Here is a 16,596-nt window from a genome sequence, read left to right as displayed (position 1 = left end):
CGTTAATATGTTCATTTCCGTTCTATCTTGCGGCCATAGCGGACAGTGCAAAACCGCCCGCAACTGTGCCGGATCGCCCGCCGCGATGTAAACGCGACGCCGTGCCGCCCATTCCTCGGCACTGGACTCCGAATAGATAGAACTAATCTTTACGCGGAGTAATGAACCGCACCTTGCTCCAGACCAACTCTCGATGCGCCGGTCTTAGATCAGTCAATATCGCGCAAAATGAGCTGGAAGTCGCGTTCGCAATACTCGAACCAGTCAAAGTCAGCCGATCGGCCGCTCCCGGCAAGATCCTGACACGCCATGCCAACAAAAGCGCCTGTGAAATTGGGCTGGCCGGGCGCGGTCGCCTCATCGGAAAGGATGCTGGCGTCGAACTGTTCAGGGAGCCAAGTCCAGTCATCAGCACCTTCGGCCCGGAAAGCGAAGCGGAGCCGATCGAAGTCGATCTCGGCGCGCAAGCTGATCGGGCCGGGCGGAATCGGGATCGGCGGCGTGAAGGCATCAGCCTGGGGCTGGTCGGGCAGGGCCGACATCACGCGGATGTGCCTGCCGATGGCCTCGTCGTACGTCACGTGAAGGTAATGGAATTTGGCGGCGTTGTAATAGCAGACCAGACCCGCCGCCTGCTGGAAATGCTCGGGCGTGAAATCCATCACGGTGGTCACCGAACAGTAAAAAGCCTGGAGCCGGCGCGCAACCAGCGCCTGGGTGAACAGGCTGCCGATCGTCTCGCGACCGTAAAGGCGCAGGTGCCCCGGGCGTTCGGTAAGGCTGAAGATGTCGCCCGGATGTGGCGTGCGCAGCCATTGGAAATCGATCGGCAGGTCCGGGCCGTCAAAATCACTACGGGCGGGCGCTTCGGTGAACCGAGTGGCGGGCAGATCGGGTGACGGCGTTTCGATCACCGGCATTGCGTCGCTGGCGAGCGTGCGGAGCCACCCGTCATCGCCCCAGCGCATCGGCTGGATCGCGGTCTCGCGGCCCAATGTGCAGCGCCCGCGATTGGGCAAGGGGCGGCCGCAGAGATAGACCATCCAGGGCTCGCCATCCGGCCCATCGACGATGTCGGCATGGCCGGCCCGCATCAACGGCGCATCGGGCCGGTCGCGCGCGGTCAGGATGTAGGCGTCGGGATGGAGCTCATAGGGCCCAAGCAAGGTGCGCGAGCGCGCCATCGTCACTGCGTGATTCCAGCCGGTACCGCCTTCAGCGGTGATCAGGTAATAATAGCCGTCGTGCTTGTAGAGATGCGGTGCCTCGGTAAGGCCGAGCGGGGTGCCGGCGAAAATCACCGTCCGTTCGCCGACCAGTGCCCGTGCCTCGGGCGCATATTCCTGGCAGACGATCCCGGCGAAGCGATTCTTGCCCGGCCGGTGATCCCACAGCATGTTGACGACATATTTGCGGCCGTCGTCGTCATGGAACAGCGACGGATCGAAACCGCTGCTGTTGAGATGGATGGGATCGGACCACTCGCCGTCGATCGTCGGGCAGGTCACCAGATAATTGTGGAAATCCCGAAGCGATGCCCCCGAGGAGCCACCAGTGGTGGTGCGGCCGTAGCGCTTCACATCGGTATAGGCGAGGTAGAACAGCCCGTCCGCATAAGAGAGACAGGGCGCCCAGAGGCCGCAGCTATCCGGATCGCCGCGCATATCGAGCTGCGCCGCCCGGCGGAGCGGCCGGGTAAGCAGCCGCCAATGCTTCAGGTCGCGCGAATGATGGATCTGCACGCCCGGATACCATTCGAAGGTCGAGGTCGCGATATAGTAGTCGTCGCCGACGCGGATGATCGACGGATCGGGGTTGAAGCCGGGGAGGATCGGATTGCGGATCATGCGGTTTCGGCATCCTTTTCAGGCACGGGCTTTTCAGGCACGGGCTTTTCAGGCACGGGCTTTTCAGGCACGGGCTTTTCGGTCTCGGGCGCGCGGACCAGGGTCCATAACAAGGCAGCGGCGAACAGGTCGAGTACGCCGAGCGCGACGAAAAACGGCCCATAGCCGATCCGCTCGACGAAATGCCCGATCGCCAGGGAGAACAACAACACACCGAGATTGGCCATGGTCCCGGCGATCCCCGCGGCGGTCCCCACCTCATTGCGGGGAAACAGATCGGAGGCCATGGTGATGCAGGTGACCGACAGCGTCTGATGCGCGAAGCCGCCAAGGCAGAGCAAGGCGACCGCCGCGACCGCGCTGTCGACCTGTCCGACGAACATCATGCCGGTCATCATCACCGCGCCAAGCGTGTAGGCGCTGCGCCGCGCGTTGATCAGGCTGATGCCGCGCTTCTGCAGCCGGAATACGATGAACGGCCCGAACAGGCAGCCGAGATCAGCCGCGATGAAGGGGAGCCCGGCGAACATGGCGATCTGGCCGAGATCGAAGTGGCGCACCGTCGTGAGATAGAGCGGCATCCACAATGTCAGCGTTCCCCAGGTCGGGTCGGCCAGGAAGCGCGGCAGCGCGATGCCCCAAAGGTTGCGCCGGCGCAGCAACTGGCCGATCGGCGGACGGCCCGGCACTGCCTGGAGATATGTCTCCTGGCCGTCGCTGATCTCGGCCTTCTCCTCGGGCGAGATAGCCGGATGGAACTCCGGCGAATAATAATAATGCCGCCACGCAGCCGCCCAGAGGAGGGCGAGCACGCCGGCGACTACGAAGGCGCCCCGCCAGTCCCACACCCAAACGGCGCCGGCGACCAGCAACGGCGCCAGCACCGAGCCTAGCGACGCGCCGATATTATAGACTCCGCCGGCAAAGCCTCGCTCCCGTGCTGGAAACCATTCGGAGATGACCTTGAGCGCGCCCGGATGTGCGGTGCCCTCGGCAAAGCCGAGCAGGGAGCGCAGCCCGGCAAGGCCAAGCCAGCCGGTCGCGACGCCGTGCACCATCGTGATCAGGCCCCAGGCCAAAGCGAACAGCGCGAGGCCCGACTTCAAACCGATAACGTCGAGGATATAGCCAGCGACCGGCTGAAGCATGATGCCGAGCTGGAAGCCGCTGGTGATCCAGGAATATTGCTCGGTGCTGATATGGAGCTCGGCCATGACGGTCGGCGCGGCGACGCCCATGATGCTGCGCGTGAGATAGTTCAGGATCGTGCCGAGCATCACCAGCCCGATGATCCACCAGCGCAGCTTTTTGCCGAGCATGAGCCCCTCCCCGCGATCGCGGCTGTTTGTTTTTCGCATTTTTCCGAATCGTCAGGTGATTCCACCTAACTGGAAAACGCTCCGATGTTAACGCTAACGCATTGTCGCGTGCGGTGCTATCCCCGGCTGGCCGCGAACTTGTCCTCGCGTCGCCGGCCGAGCATCAGGCCACGTTCGAGCCGCGCGCAGAGCGCGGCATAATAATCCGACAGGAAGCCGAAATCGTCGCCATCATCAGCGATTCCCGCCTTGTTGCGGATCGTCCAGGCGACTGTCGCGATCGCTTCATCCTGGCCGTTGCGCAGCACATCCTCGAGCGTCTGGAGCTCATAAACGCCGTAAAGGCCAAGCGCCGCGTCAGTGAAGGTGCGGCGTGCGCTCTCCTTGCCGGCGACGAGATCATGGCCGAGCTTGCCATTGACCGTGCGAACCACCCAGGTGCCGGCGATCAGATCGCCGACGCGCAGGCGATCCCGATTGAACAGCGGGAAGAGCAGGAAGATACCGCTCCAGCACAGAGCGAAGATGGTCAGGAAGGTATCCGCGGTACCCTCGGCAGCCTGGGAGCCCAGAAAAGACAAAGGCAGGAATATCTCGATTTCGCGCATCGCGTTGCGGGCGATCACCGCTCCGCCAGTCAGCCGGGCGCCATCGCGGGCCACGACGCGCAGACCCATCACCCGCTTGCCCGGCGTCGCACCGCGACCGCCCATCTCGAACAGCACGAACCAGCCATTGCGCAGTGTGAAGAAGCCGATCAGCCAGAGAACCGCCAGCACGCTGCCCTGGTGGCTGGCAACGAGCAAGGTGACGATGGCGATCGTCAGGACGATGAGGACGAGGAGGATGAACAGCCCGTCGAGCATGAAAGCGCCGGCCCGCGCGCCCGCGGTGCCGAGCTCGAGCTTGAGATCGACGCCTTCGGGCGTGACGAAACTGCGCCGGAGCGACACCGGACCTTTCGACTTTCTGCGGAGCGACCAGCTCATCGGGCTTTCCGCGGCGTGTAGAAATAGACGAGCCAGCCGAACAGCATGGTGAGGCCGATCGCATAGCGGGCCCAATCGTCAGTCACAGTCTGGCGGCCAATCCCCTCCAGCATGCCCGCCACGATCAGCATCACCACCGTGCCCGCCATCGCCGTCGCGGCCGAACGCCCCGCCGCAATCGCTGAATCGCCACGCGAGAGACGGCCGGGAAAGGCGATCGCCATGCCGATCCTGAAACCGGCGGCGCCCGACAAGATGATCGCGAAAATCTCGGTCGTGCCATGGATCATCAGCCAGCCGCCGAGATTCCAGCCGAGCCCCTTGGGCACGAACACCGCCACGAACGCGCCGAGCATCAGGCCGTTATAAAGGATGAGCAAGATGGTCGGGACAGCGAAGGCGAAACCGAGCGCGAAGGAGAAGATCGCGATCTGCGCATTATGGGTGAAGAGATAGGTCGCGAAAAAGGCGAGGCCATCGCCCTTGTTCGTATCGTACAGCGTCGCCCTGAGCGACTCAGCCGAGGCGGAAGGATCGCGGCCGGCCGACAGTCCTTCGGGCATGATCCCGAAAAACCAGGTCGGGTCACTCCGCACGAGCAGATAGGCGACCACCGCGCCAGCCACCGTCAGCAGGAAGGCAACCAGGGTTTCGCGCCAGATCGCCTGCACCGCCTCGGGCCAGCTCCTGGCGAAGAAGCGGCCGATCTGGCGCAGCGCCGAGCTCGGGACGCCGTAGATCTGGAAATAGGCGCGGGTGCAGAGTTGCTCGAGATAGGCGATCAGCGCCCGGTCGAGCGAGGTTTCGCGTGCGACCGACAGCGACGACAGCGCCGAGCGATAGAGCAGAGGCAGCACCAGCAGATCTTCATCGGAAAGTGAACGCACCGAACGTTTCTCGATCCGGCTCACCAGATAGTCGAGCCGCTCCCATTCAGCCTCATGGGCTTTGCGGAAGCGGGTGGCGTTGACGAGGATCGGCTGCGCCCCGAGGATCGCCGAACTGGCTGCGCTCACAACAAGTTCCTCCGCTTGAGATCGACATAGCCTGCGACGAGCCGCTCGCCGACCCGATCATATTCGCTTTCGATGACATGGACGCCAAGATGTTGCAGGCGGGTCAACGCAATGCGACGATCGCGGAGCAGCCCGGCCGCGGTGACTGCGCGGGTCACGTCGTCCGCCTCTTCCGGTGCGCGATCGGCGATCGCCTCGACCTCTTCGTCGCGGAGCACGACGACGAGCAGCAAATGGGTCTGGACCAGCCTGGCGGCGGCGCGGACCATGAAATCGGCCGAGGTGAGATCAGTGAACTCAGTGAACAGCACGATCATCGAGCGCCGGGTAAGGCGGGCGGATAGCGTGGTCAGGCCGAAGGTATAATTGGTTTCGTCAGCGCTATAGTCGATTCCCGCCGCAAGCCGTTGCAGAGCGGCGAACGAAGCCGCGCCCGAGACCAGCCCGCTGGCGATCCGCGGCCGCGAATCGAACGCGTGGAGCGCGACCCGGTCACCAAGCTTGAGCGCGACCCAAGCGGTCAGCAGCATCGCCGAGACAGCGCGGTCGACGCGCGGCAGGCCGGCGACGGGTTCCGACATCTGGCGTCCGGCGTCGATTGCGAAGACGATCTGATTGTTGCGCTCGGTGCGGAATTCCTTGGCATGGAGCTTCGAGTGCCGCGCCGATTGCTTCCAGTCGATCGCGCGGCGATCCATCCCTGAGCGAAACTCGACCAACGATTCGAAGTCCGCGCCGTCGCCGCGGTCGATCTGCGCGATCAGGCCCTGCAATGCATGGCGCTGGAAGATCTGCGCGCCGCGCTGCTGGACGGGCCTGATATCGGGCAAGATCGGGAAGGCAGTGTCGATTTCGATCACCTGCTGTTTCCAGGTCAGGCCGAACGGCCCGCGCCAGCGCAGCCAGAGCCGGTCGAACCGCACTGTGCCCCGCCGGACCGCCGTGATCGGCAACAGGGCCGCGCCCCGGGTCCCGCCCCGGTCCGTCGTCAGTGGCGGAGAGGCCGGGCTTCGTTCTCCGTCGAGCGCGACCCACAGCCGCCCGTCATCCTCAACCGAGACCAGCGGATTGGCCGGGATCGCAACCTCGGCGGTGCGCGGCGCTCCACTCCCTGCGAAAATGACGGTGACCCTGGCGTTGACGGTCGCGCCGACGCAGACGGAGGGGATTCGATCGATACGTGCGCTGCCCTTGCGGATGCCGGACACAGCATCGAGCAGGGTCAGCAGCAGCACCGCCACGGGCCAGGCCAGCCCGGCATACMAATTTTCCGGCACGAATACGCCGACCAGCAGCGCGAACGGCGCACCCGCCGCTGCCGCCAGTACAGCCGCGCGGGTGGGATAGATCAACGCGGGGCCTCAATCGTTTCGATGATGCTGGTGACGACATCCTCGACCACCCGCCCATCGATCTCGGCGGCCGGCGACAGGATCAGGCGGTGGCGCAGCAGCGCCGGCGCGAGCGCCTTGACGTCGTCTGGGATGACGAAATCGCGGCCGTCGAGTGCCGCCCGCGCGCGCGCCGCGCCCGCGAGCATCGCACCGGCACGCGGGCTCGCACCGCTTTCGAGATCAGCGACATCGCGCGTGCCACGGATCAACGCGGCGATATAGTCGATCACCTCGTCGACCAGCTTGACCTGCGAGACGACATCGATCGCAGCGCCGATCGTGGCCGCGTCAGTCTTCTTCTCGACGCCCCAATCCTCAGGCGCCATGGTCGATTTGCGCGCGCCGTGGGTGGCGATGATGCGGCGCTCCTCGGCGGCCGACGGATAATCGACGACCTGCTTGAACAGGAAGCGATCGAGCTGCGCCTCGGGCAAGGGATAGACGCCTTGCTGCTCAATCGGGTTCTGGGTCGCGACCACCATGAAGCGGTCACCGAGCGAGAGGCTTTCGCCATCGATCGTCACCCGGTGCTCCTGCATTGCTTCGAGCAGGGCCGCCTGGGTCTTGGGCGGCGTGCGATTGATTTCGTCGGCGAGCAGCAGATCCGTGAAGATCGGGCCCCGGGTGAGGGTGAAGGTCGAGGTCTGGAAGTTGAACAGATTGGCGCCGATGATATCGCCCGGCATCAGATCCGGCGTGAACTGGATGCGCCCGAAATCAAGGCCGATCACAGCGGCAAAGCTGCGCGCGAGCAGGGTCTTGGCGGTGCCGGGCGGCCCTTCGAGCAGGATATGGCCGCCAGCGAACAACGCGACCAGCATCATCTCGACCGTCGCCTCCTGCCCGACGACAGCCTTGCCGATCTCTGCGCGGATCTGCGCGGCGAGTGCGCGAACCTCTTCTACCGTCACCGTGTTTTCTCCCATAACCATTTGTGCAGCGCCTGCGCCGCCGAAAGTGCCGAATGCCGATCTGTCGCCGTCTTTGCCGCTTCAGCGAGCTCGGAGAAGCGAGCGCGCCCGTCGAGCCGGTCGAGCTGCGCATCGAGCGCTGCGTCGTGCAGCCGCGGCGACATGCCGAACACGATTGCGGCGCGATCCCGGATCACATCGGCATAGCGGCCGCTGAGCATTGCCTGACGTCCTGCCTTGCGGACCAGGGTCGCGGTATTGTCGATCAGCGCCGCCTTGCCGAACGCGATCTCGCGCTCGCGCCGTCGCGGCGAACCGAAACGCGCGGTGGCCTGCCATGCGGCGAGCGCCACGGCGGCGGCAATCGCCAGCGTCATGGCGAGAAAAGGCGGTTCGAATGCGAGCTTGAGCGGGCTTCGCGAGCGGCCGAGGCCGTTCACCGTCACGTCGAAATCGATTTCCCTCGACCCGCTCGAGTTCATCCAGTCGAGCAGCGCGAGCGCGGCCGCCGCCTGGCGCGCGTCGGCGACGCCCTTGTTGTTGAGCAGATCGGGATCGGCGATCACGTAGAGCGGCCCCTCGCCAAGCTGGGCGACGACCACCCGCCCCGCCTCGTCGGTGATGAGCGGATGGACGCCGGGGCCGCTGATCGTCTGGAGCGGACGCGGTGCCGAGAAGCGGATCTCCGGCGGCAGGTCGCCGGTGGTGATCAAGGGGCGGCCACCGCTTGGGTGCCGATCTACCTTGAGCTTCTGGGCCGGTGCCAGGACCGCTTCCGGATCGTCGGCGGACTTCAATCCGACATAGCGCACCCAGCCTCTATGGGTGGGATCGCCCATGGTTTGCCATTTTGGAAAGATGAAGAGCGTCGGCTTGGCGCCGCGACCGGTTATGCCGAGGCTGATATCCTGTCTGCCGTTATCGGGCGTGAAGATGATCAGATCCTCGCTGTCCATCATATGCGGATCGCGAATGATCTGCGGGTTCCGACCGGTCGCCTGAGCGAGCTGGACGATGCCGCTGAAGCCGATCGCAGCGTTGGACAGGGCGTGGCCCCCGCCATTGCGGCCCGATCGCAAATCCGGCGCATAGGCACCGAGCACCAGCGTGCCGATAAAGCCGAGCACACCGATCGCGAGGATCAGGATGACGGTGCGCATGCGGAAAGCGCCGTCCGCTTCCCCTTTGCCGATGCTGATATCGCTCATGCCCGCCATGTCCCAGCCAGAGTGAAATCGGCATAGGCGGTGCGCGCTGATCCCCAGTCCTCGGCATTCACCGGCCGGCCCCCGAACAGGCTGCGCTCGACCAGCCGGGCGATCCCGGAGAACAGATCGCGCGCCGGTTCCGGAATCGCGTCCGCTGCAGCGAGCTCGCGACTGGTGAGCGCGGGGCGAACGAGGCGCGGCCGGCGCTTGGCGATATCCTCGATCGATCTGAAAAGAAGATGGTGGACGGCCTCGGCATAGCGACCTTGCTCGGCCATCAGATCGGCCTCGCGGAGCCAGGCCCGAACCGGCGCGGCGTCCGGCGCCCAGGCCTCCTCTTCCGTCTCCACCGCGGCGGGCGGCGCGCGCCGGCGGCGCGGCAAGCGCCAGACACCGTAGCGCAGCCGCTGATAGATCACCCAGAGGAGCATCGCCGCGGCAAGCGCGAGGACGGTCCACAGGAAAATGCGTGCATAAGGCGCGTCGGGAAAGAAGCTGCCGATCCAGTGGAGCAGACGCCCAACGGGCCGCAGCACCTGACCGAGCCAGTGGAAGAAATCGATCAGCCATTGCGGTGGCGCCGGCGGTGCGGGCGCCGGCTGAAGCGTGAATTGAATCGACCTGTCTGCCTTCAGCGCCGCGTGAGCAGCCGCGAAGCGGTCGGCGGCGGCTGCCGCTTCGTGCGAATTCCCCCCGCTCACGTCATCTCCCCCGCGCCCGTAAGACGCTATCAGCACTAGACTTAAAGCAAGCTCTACCGGGCGCAACGCGTAAATGCATCCGCTTCAGCCGCTGTGACGATATCGCTCTTTGACAATCATATAGGATAGGAAATAACAGGGTAGCGCTACCAGACAATGTGCGCCCGGTGAGTCCTCCGTCAGGAGAGGGACGCCGGCCTGGAGAGGACGGGTCATGATTCGCATCACGCGCAGGGACGTGTCCGTTGCCTTGGGAGCGGTGGCGCTCACCTGCTCGGCGGGGCTCCTCGCCCAGAACAAGCGCCCGATCATCGGCCCGTCGGTTTGGGACTGGAACAGCCTGTCCGTGACGAAGACTGATGTCGGCGAGCTGCGCAGCGTTGTCGACGGCCCGACCGCGACGCTCGACCAGATCGAGATGCATATCACCACGCTCAACCCGGGCGTCGCGTCGCATCCGCCGCACAAGCACCCGAACGAGGAGCTGGTGATCATCCGCACCGGCACCGTGGAGACGCTGTCGAACGGGGTGTGGAAGCGGCTCGGGCCGGGATCGATCATCCTCAACGCCTCCAATTCGCTTCATGCGCTGCGCAATGTCGGAGCGGAACCGGCGACCTATCACGTCATCAACTGGAAGACGGCGGCAACACCGGCGAATTGAGGAACTGACATGAACCCGATCGACCGCCGCTCGATGCTCACCGGTGCCGGCATGGCGGGCTTCGCCGCGGCCTTGCCGGGCGATGTCTTTGCGCAGGCGATGGATGCTTCGAAGGGCGGCAACGCGATCCCGGAGGTGGTGAACACCGGAGCGCCGACTGACCCCCGGCCGAAGCATCACATCAAATTCGCGGTGATCGGGCTCGACCATAACCATATCTATGGGATGACGGCGGCGGTGATCCGCGGGGGCGGCGAGCTGGTCGCGCTCTACGCGACCGATCCGGCGCAGATCGCCAGTTTCCGTTCGAAGTTCGGCGATGTGAAGCTCGCGCGGAGCGAGGCCGAGATCCTCGACGACCCTTCGATCCAGCTCATCGCCGGCGCGCCGATCCCCGATCTGCGGGCGCCGCTCGGCATCAGGGCAATGCGCGCGGGCAAGGATTTCCTTGGCGACAAGCCGGCGATCACCACGCTGAAGCAGCTTGCCGATGTGCGGCGGACGATCAGGGAGACAGGCCGCAAGTTCGCGATCATGTATTCGGAGCGGCTCGAGGTTCCCGCCGCGATCAAGGCGGGGCAGCTGATCGACGAGGGTGCGATCGGCCGCGTCCTCCAGACGATCAATATCGCGCCGCACCAGATCAACCCGGCGAGCCGCCCGGCCTGGTTCTGGGACAAGGCACGCTATGGCGGCATATTGACCGATATCGGCAGCCACCAGGCCGAGCAGTTCGTCTATTTCACAAGGAGCACGCGAGCGAAGGTGGTCGCCTCGCAGACCGGCAATCTCGCGCATCCCGACCATCCGCTGTTCGAGGATTTCGGGGATATGATGATGAGCGGATCGGGCGGCACCGGCTATGTTCGGGTCGACTGGTTCACCCCGGGCGGGCTCGGCACCTGGGGTGACGGGCGGCTCTTCGTGCTCGGCACCGAGGGCTATATCGAGCTGCGCAAATATGCCGACCCCGCGGGCAAGCCGGGCGGCAACCACCTGTTCGTCGTGGACCGCAAGAGCGCGCGCTATCTCGATTGCAGCAGGGTCTATCTGCCGTTCGGGCCGCAATTCGTGACTGATGTGGTCGAACGCACGCAGATTGCGCAGGACCAGGAGCAGGCGCTGCTTGCCGCCGAACTCGTGCTCACTGCGCAGAAGAACGCCACCCGGCCTGTGATGGCCTGACGGAGACTTGTGATGACCAAGGCACAGGGTTTCACACGGCGCGGGGTTCTCCAGTCGGGCGCGGCTGCGGCGATCGGCTTTCCGGCGATCGTGCCGTCGAGCGTGTTCGGGGCGACTGCGCCGAGCAACCGGATCAATATCGGCGCGATCGGGGTGGGGCGAATCTCGCGCGGTCATGACATGTTCGAGATCTTCAAGAATGACGATGCCCATATCGTCGCGGTCTGCGATGTCGATACGCGGCGCCTGAAGCAGGGGATCGAGCTGGTCGACAAGAGCTATGGCGACAAGGCAGGCAAGCCGTACAGCGGCACGCGCGGCTATGCCGACCATCATGAACTGCTCGCCAACAAGGATGTGGATGCTGTTCTGGTCTCGACCCCGGACCACCAGCATGCCCGGCTTTCGATCGATGCGGTGCGGGCGGGCAAGCATGTCTATTGCCAGAAGCCCGCCTCGGTGACGATCGCCGAGGGCCGCAAGATGGCGGATGCGGTGGCGAAGAGCGGCCGCATCCTGCAGGTCGGATCGCAGCAGCGCTCGCTTGAGCCCTGGCCACAATTCCATCGGGCCTGCGAGCTGGTGCGCAACGGGCGGATCGGGAAGCTGGAACGGGTCGAGATCGGCCTGCCGGGCGATCCCTCCGGCCCCGAGGCTGGGCCGATGCCGATCCCCGCCAACCTCAACTATGATGCATGGCTCGGCTCGACGCCGGAGGTCTATTATACCGAGATCCGGGTGCATCCGCAGGATGGCGGTTTCGGCCGGCCGGGCTGGCTGCGCTGCGAGCAGTTCGGCGCCGGGATGATCACCGGCTGGGGCGCGCACCATGTCGATATCGCGCATTGGGGCATGGATACCGAGCATACGGGGCCGGTCGAGATCTGGGGATCGGCCGAGTTTCCCAAGAGCGGGCTGTGGAACGTGCACGGGCCGTTCGAGACGCATGGCCGCTATGCCAATGGCGTGGTGATGACGATTTCGGGCGCACTGCCCAATGGCGTGAAGTTCATCGGCAGCGACGGATCGATCTTCGCGACGCGTACCGGCGGCGGGGTGACTCCGAGCGACCCGGCGATCGCCGCGGCAGGCGAAAGCGGGCTGGTAGCGAGCAACCCGAAGATCCTCGACAGCGTGATCGGGCCCAACGAGATTCATCTCTATCGCAGCCCCGAGCAGCACCGGAACTGGCTGGACTCGATCCGCTCGGGCAAGCCCAATGTCTCGCCCGCCGAACTCGGCCACCGCGCCTGCTCGACCTGCCTGCTGCATTGGGCGGCGATGCACCGCCCCGACCGGCATCTGCACTGGGATCCGGCTGCCGAGCGCTTCATCGGCGATGACGAGGCCAATACGACGCTGAGCCGGCCGCAGCGCGCCGGCTATGCGATCTGAGGCTCAAATGGGGGGAATTGCCGTGAGGAGCATCATCGTTGCCGCCGCGCTGATCGCGAGCAGTGCCCTGGCGCAGGACAGCAGGATCGAGAGCGTGATCGGGCCGGATTATGCCGATGCGCCCGAGATGGCGGTCAATCCGAAACAGCCGATGGGGTCGCTGCACGGCTTCGTGATGCTGTCCTCCGAGAGCCAGATCTATCCCGGCATCCGTCAGCTGGCCAACGACTATACCGCGAAGCGCGACGCCTATGGCAATCGCATCGCCGCCACGGCCGCGCAGCAATCCGAGGCGGCGCCCTATCGGCGCGAGGTGATCGTCTACATTCCCGCCGGCTACAAGCCGGGGACCGAGACGCCTTTCATGGTGGTGCAGGACGGGCGGGACTATGCGGTGCGGGTGGCGCTGGCGCTCGATACGCTGATCGCGCAGCACCGGGTGCCGGCGATGGTCGCGGTGATGATCCAGTCGGGCGGTGGCGATGCGCAAGGCTCCGAGCGGGGCCTCGAATATGACACCATGTCGGGCCGCTATGCCGAATTTGTCGAGCGCGAGGTGCTGCCGCGCGTTACCGCCAATTACCATATCAAGTTCACCGCAAACCCCGAGGGGCGAGCGACGATGGGCGCGAGTTCGGGTGCGTCAGCGGCGCTCTCCATGGCGTGGTTCCACCCTGAATGGTACCACCGCGTCCTGTCCTATTCGGGCACCTTTGTGAATCAACAGTCCCCGGTCGATCCGGCGACGCCCGAGGGCGCCTGGGACTATCACGCTCATCTGATCCCCGAGAGCCCGGCCAAGCCGATCCGGATCTGGATGGAGGTCGGCGAGAAGGACCTGCATTTCGGCGATCCTGAATCGACCTTCCACAACTGGCCGCTCGCCAACCAGCGCATGGCCGCGGCGCTGAAGGCGAAGGGTTATGCCTATCGCTATGTGTTCGCGAAGGACGCCGTGCATGTCGACCAGCGCGTCGTCGGGCAGACTTTGCCGGAGGCGATCGAGTGGGTTTGGCGAGGCTATCGCAAATGACCGGATTTTTCAGGAGAAAGATGATGCGCGTTTCGGGGATGACAGCTCTGTGCGGATGCCTGGCGGCGCTCACCCTGGGCGGGGCTGCCAGCGCGCAGACCGCGCCGCCCGCCGATGCGCCGTGGCGCAACCCTGCCCTCCCTACGGAGCAGCGGGTCGATGCGCTGATCGCGCAGATGACGATCGAGGAGAAGGCGTCACAACTCGTCAACCAGGCGCGGGCGATCCCGCGGCTCGGCGTGCCAGCCTATGACTGGTGGAGCGAGGCGCTGCACGGCGTCGCACGGAATGGCTATGCCACTGTGTTTCCGGAACCGATCGGCCTTGCCGCGACCTTCGACCCGCCGACGATCGAAGAGATGGGCGTTGCGATCGGCACCGAGGGGCGCGTCAAATGGAACCAGGTCGAGCGCGCCGGGGGCGAGCATCGCATCATGCAGGGGCTGACCTACTGGTCTCCCAACATCAACATCTTCCGCGATCCGCGCTGGGGGCGCGGGCAGGAGACTTATGGCGAGGACCCGTATCTGACCGCGCAGATGGGCGTTGCGTTCGTGCGGGGCATGCAGGGCAACGACCCGCATTATTACCGCGTGTCGGCGACGGCCAAACATTATGCCGTGCATAGCGGCCCCGAGCCGGGGCGGCACAGCGACGACATTCCGGTGAGCAGGCACGACCAGGAGGACACCTATCTCCCCGCGTTCCGCGCGCTGGTGACCGAGGGCAAGGTCGAGTCCGTGATGTGCGCCTATAACCGGGTCAACGGCCAGCCGGCCTGTTCGAGCGACTTCCTGCTCAACGACCGGCTCCGCGGCGCATGGGGTTTCAAGGGGCATGTCGTCTCCGACTGCGACGCGATCGCCGATATCGAGCGCGGGCATCATTTCACCAAGACGGTGGCCGAGGCGGCGGCGGTGTCCTTGAAGCACGGGGTCGACAATGACTGCACTGAATATGGCCGGATGGCCGGGCCGACCTCCGACTATGACCGCTATACCGATGCGATGAAGCAGGGGCTGGTGAGCCAGGCGGTGGTCGACCAGTCGCTGCGGCGGCTGTTCACCGCGCGGATGCGGCTGGGGATGTTCGATCCGCCAGCGATGGTGCCCTATTCGAGCATCCCGGACAACGCGCTCAATTCGCCGGCGCATGGCGCGCTGGCGCTGAAGCTTGCGCGGGAATCGATGGTGCTGCTCAAGAACAACGGGCTGCTGCCGCTGAAGCCGGGCGTGAAGCGGATCGCCGTGGTCGGGCCGCTTGCCGACCAGACCGATGTGCTGGCGGGCAATTACAACGGCACGCCGGTGTCCCCGGTGAGTGCGCTGGACGGCATTCGCGCCGCTTTTCCGGGTGCCGAGATCGTGTTTGAGCCGGGCACCAACTTCCTGCGCACCGCGCAGCCGGTGCCGGGATCGGCGCTGTCCAATGGGGACGGGCAGCCGGGGCTGAAGGCCGAGTTCTGGCGCGGTGCTGACTTCAGCGGGGCGCCCGCCGTCTCGCGGATCGATGCGGTGATGAGTTTCGAGCGCAACATGCCCGCCGCCATTCCCGATGCGCCGGTGATATCGGCGCGCTGGACCGGCTTCGTCACCGCGCCGGCGGATGGGCTCTACAAGATCGGCATCAGCGGTCGCGCGGCGCGCTTCTGGCTCGACGACAGACTGATCGCCGACAATAGCGACCCGCAGCAGCGCGGGCCCAACCTCACCGAGATCCGGCTCGAGAAAGGGCATCGCTATGCGGTGAAGATCGAGCAGACGCCGAGCCGCTTCCTGCCCAATCTGGTCTGGGCGCCGGTGGTGGAGGATCCGCTCGGCCGGGCGGTGGCTGCGGCGAAGAATGCGGATCTGGTGATCGCGGTGACTGGTATCACCTCTGCGCTCGAGGGCGAGGAAATGAAGGTTGATGTCCCGGGTTTCCTGGGCGGCGACCGCACCAGCCTCGACCTGCCGGCTGATGAGGAAGCGGTGCTGAAGGCAGTGAAGGGCACCGGCAAGCCGCTCGCCCTGGTGCTGATGAACGGATCGGCCCTTTCGGTGAACTGGGCTGCCCAGAATGCCGATGCGATCCTCGATGCCTGGTATCCGGGGCAGGCCGGCGGCACTGCGATCGGCGAGACCCTGTCGGGGGTGAACAACCCGGCGGGGCGGCTGCCGGTGACCTTCTACACGGGCGTCGACGAGCTGCCGCCGTTCAAGGATTATGCGATGAAGGGGCGGACGTATCGCTATTTCACGGGCACGCCTTTGTACCCGTTCGGGCATGGGCTCAGCTATACGAGCTTTGCCTATGCAAAGCCGCTATTGTCGCGCGCGGTGGTAAAGGCGGGGGATCCGCTCGGCGTGGATGTCGCGGTGCGCAACAGCGGCGCGCGCGAGGGCGATGAGGTGGTTCAGCTCTATCTGAGCTTCCCGCAGGCGCCCGGCATGCCGATCCGCGCGCTGCGCGGCTTTGCCCGGGTGCATCTCGCGGCGGGGGCAAGCGGCAAGGTGCATTTCGACCTGAGCCCGCGCGACCTTTCCAGCGTGACCGAGGCCGGGGACCGCGTCGTCGCGCCGGGGGCCTATTCGCTGAGCATTGGCGGTGGACAGCCGGGGACGGGTGCTGTGACGGTCGCGGCGGGGTTCAAGGTGACCGGGTCGGTTAAGCTGCCTGAGTGAGGCGGTGTGCTCCGCTCGGGGGGTACCGATGTTGGAGGTGTGACATAATTCAGCCCGGTTTTGGACGGCCGCGTTGGAGTTTCACGAGGGAGAACGGGCGAAAATGGCGCCCGGCCTGTTGGAGAATTTTGTCATGCCTGTCGGCTGGTCCGCTGGCGCTGTACAGAACATTGTACAGATGACGCAACGTGCGCGTCGGGCGGTGACGTAGTGGGTGTGGGCGCCTCGCCGCCCCTCGTCGTTCGCACAGCCCGTCCGAACGCGCGGCGCG

At 65.4% G+C, this 16,596-nt stretch carries 13 protein-coding genes; 5 read left to right on the top strand and 8 right to left on the bottom strand.

Annotated elements, in window-relative coordinates:
- Window positions 1-209 precede the first annotated feature (209 nt).
- The 8 genes from AC1DVS_RS13690 to AC1DVS_RS13655 all read right to left on the bottom strand — a co-directional run bounded on the left by AC1DVS_RS13690 (window position 210) and on the right by AC1DVS_RS13655 (window position 9,385).
- Window positions 210-1,847 (bottom strand): glycoside hydrolase family 43 protein, encoded by a 1,638-nt coding sequence (locus AC1DVS_RS13690; RefSeq protein WP_478023862.1) that lies wholly within the window; start codon window positions 1,845-1,847, stop codon window positions 210-212.
- The gene (locus AC1DVS_RS13685) at window positions 1,844-3,166 is read right to left on the bottom strand and encodes an MFS transporter (protein ID WP_478023860.1); all 1,323 of its coding nucleotides are present in this window, start codon (window positions 3,164-3,166) and stop codon (window positions 1,844-1,846) included. Before AC1DVS_RS13685 ends, AC1DVS_RS13690 begins: the two co-directional genes overlap by 4 nt.
- Before the next feature lie 116 nt (window positions 3,167-3,282).
- Window positions 3,283-4,155, bottom strand: coding sequence for an RDD family protein (locus AC1DVS_RS13680; RefSeq protein WP_478023858.1), 873 nt, complete (start codon window positions 4,153-4,155; stop codon window positions 3,283-3,285).
- Complete coding sequence (locus AC1DVS_RS13675; RefSeq protein ID WP_478023856.1) at window positions 4,152-5,171, bottom strand: stage II sporulation protein M; 1,020 nt, start codon at window positions 5,169-5,171, stop codon at window positions 4,152-4,154. Before AC1DVS_RS13675 ends, AC1DVS_RS13680 begins: the two co-directional genes overlap by 4 nt.
- On the bottom strand, window positions 5,168-6,523 hold the full coding sequence (locus AC1DVS_RS13670) for a DUF58 domain-containing protein (RefSeq protein WP_478023854.1): 1,356 nt from the start codon (window positions 6,521-6,523) through the stop codon (window positions 5,168-5,170). The genes AC1DVS_RS13675 and AC1DVS_RS13670 overlap by 4 nt, the downstream gene beginning before the upstream one ends.
- Window positions 6,520-7,476: an AAA family ATPase gene (locus AC1DVS_RS13665; RefSeq protein WP_478024439.1), complete on the bottom strand. Its 957-nt coding sequence runs from the start codon at window positions 7,474-7,476 to the stop codon at window positions 6,520-6,522. The genes AC1DVS_RS13670 and AC1DVS_RS13665 overlap by 4 nt, the downstream gene beginning before the upstream one ends.
- Complete coding sequence (locus AC1DVS_RS13660) at window positions 7,473-8,684, bottom strand: hypothetical protein (RefSeq protein ID WP_478023852.1); 1,212 nt, start codon at window positions 8,682-8,684, stop codon at window positions 7,473-7,475. Before AC1DVS_RS13660 ends, AC1DVS_RS13665 begins: the two co-directional genes overlap by 4 nt.
- Entirely contained in the window at window positions 8,681-9,385 is a 705-nt protein-coding gene (locus AC1DVS_RS13655) for a DUF4129 domain-containing protein (protein ID WP_478023850.1), read from the bottom strand. Before AC1DVS_RS13655 ends, AC1DVS_RS13660 begins: the two co-directional genes overlap by 4 nt.
- Window positions 9,386-9,599: 214 nt before the next feature.
- On the opposite strand from AC1DVS_RS13655, the gene AC1DVS_RS13650 reads away from it, so the two are divergent.
- Genes AC1DVS_RS13650 through AC1DVS_RS13630 form a run of 5 tightly spaced genes read left to right on the top strand, consistent with a single transcriptional unit; the run spans window position 9,600 to window position 16,325 of the window.
- Entirely contained in the window at window positions 9,600-10,049 is a 450-nt protein-coding gene (locus AC1DVS_RS13650) for a cupin domain-containing protein (protein WP_478023848.1), read from the top strand.
- Between the two features lie 9 nt (window positions 10,050-10,058).
- Window positions 10,059-11,234, top strand: coding sequence for a Gfo/Idh/MocA family protein (locus tag AC1DVS_RS13645; protein WP_478023846.1), 1,176 nt, complete (start codon window positions 10,059-10,061; stop codon window positions 11,232-11,234).
- Between the two features lie 12 nt (window positions 11,235-11,246).
- On the top strand, window positions 11,247-12,629 hold the full coding sequence (locus AC1DVS_RS13640; RefSeq protein WP_478023844.1) for a Gfo/Idh/MocA family protein: 1,383 nt from the start codon (window positions 11,247-11,249) through the stop codon (window positions 12,627-12,629).
- A gap of 22 nt (window positions 12,630-12,651) precedes the next feature.
- Window positions 12,652-13,662, top strand: coding sequence for an alpha/beta hydrolase (locus AC1DVS_RS13635; RefSeq protein WP_478023842.1), 1,011 nt, complete (start codon window positions 12,652-12,654; stop codon window positions 13,660-13,662).
- A gap of 23 nt (window positions 13,663-13,685) precedes the next feature.
- Window positions 13,686-16,325 (top strand): glycoside hydrolase family 3 C-terminal domain-containing protein, encoded by a 2,640-nt coding sequence (locus AC1DVS_RS13630; protein WP_478023840.1) that lies wholly within the window; start codon window positions 13,686-13,688, stop codon window positions 16,323-16,325.
- Window positions 16,326-16,596: the final 271 nt, after the last annotated feature.

Source organism: Sphingomonas sp. P3_C5 (assembly GCF_056402635.1).
Note: the sequence above shows the minus strand (reverse complement) of the source record. Positions and strands in the feature narration are given on the sequence as shown.